1 protein-coding gene and 1 pseudogene are annotated in these 877 nt (G+C 34.9%); both read right to left on the minus strand.

The window, feature by feature from the left end:
- The coding region (locus tag AZI32_RS17125; RefSeq protein WP_275934997.1) for a DNA gyrase subunit A at positions 1 to 631 on the minus strand (631 nt) is incomplete at its 3' end.
- A gap of 18 nt (positions 632 to 649) precedes the next feature.
- Positions 650 to 877: pseudogene (locus AZI32_RS17130) on the minus strand (DNA topoisomerase IV subunit B); the annotation flags it as partial.

An 877-nucleotide genomic window follows, 5' to 3' on the forward strand; every position in this document is an offset into this window, starting at 1 on the left:
CAAATTGAATTAAATCTTCAATACTGCAATCCTCATTATCTATAAGGTGTATTGTAGCATCAATTACTTCACCTAAGTTATGAGGTGGTATAGATGTTGCCATACCAACTGCTATACCATTAGATCCATTAACTAAAAGGTTAGGGAATCTAGATGGTAAAACTGATGGCTCTTTTAAAGATTCATCAAAGTTTGGTGTAAAGTCTACTGTCTCTTTATCTATATCTCTTAATAATTCAAGAGCTAATTTACTCATTCTAGCTTCAGTATAACGCATTGCAGCTGGTGAATCTCCATCGACAGAACCAAAGTTACCATGTCCATCAACTAAAAGACCTCTAGTAGAGAAATCTTGTGCCATTCTTACCATTGCAAAGTAAACAGCAGTATCTCCATGTGGGTGATACTTACCTAGAACGTCCCCAACAATACGGGCAGACTTTCTATATGGTTTATCTGGTGTTAAATTTAATTCACTCATTGAGTATAATATTCTTCTATGAACTGGTTTAAGTCCATCTCTTACATCTGGTAGGGCACGTCCAGCTATAACACTCATCGCATAATCAATATACGATTTTTTCATTTCGTGACCTATTTCAATAGGGAGTATTCTATTATTTTCATCCATTAACACTCATCCCCTCTCTTATATATCTAAATTTCTAACATATCTTGCATTTTCTTCTATAAATTCTTTTCTTGGAGCAACCTTATCACCCATAAGCATTGAGAATATTTCATCTGCCATAGATGCATCTTCTATAGATACTTGTAATAAAGTTCTTGTTTCAGGATTCATAGTTGTTTCCCAAAGTTGCTCTGCATTCATCTCTCCAAGACCTTTGTATCTTTGTAGCTCTATTCCACTTCTTCC

The sequence above is a fragment of the Clostridium sp. ATCC 25772 genome (assembly GCF_001573875.1).
Lineage (GTDB): Bacteria > Bacillota > Clostridia > Clostridiales > Clostridiaceae > Clostridium_J > Clostridium_J senegalense.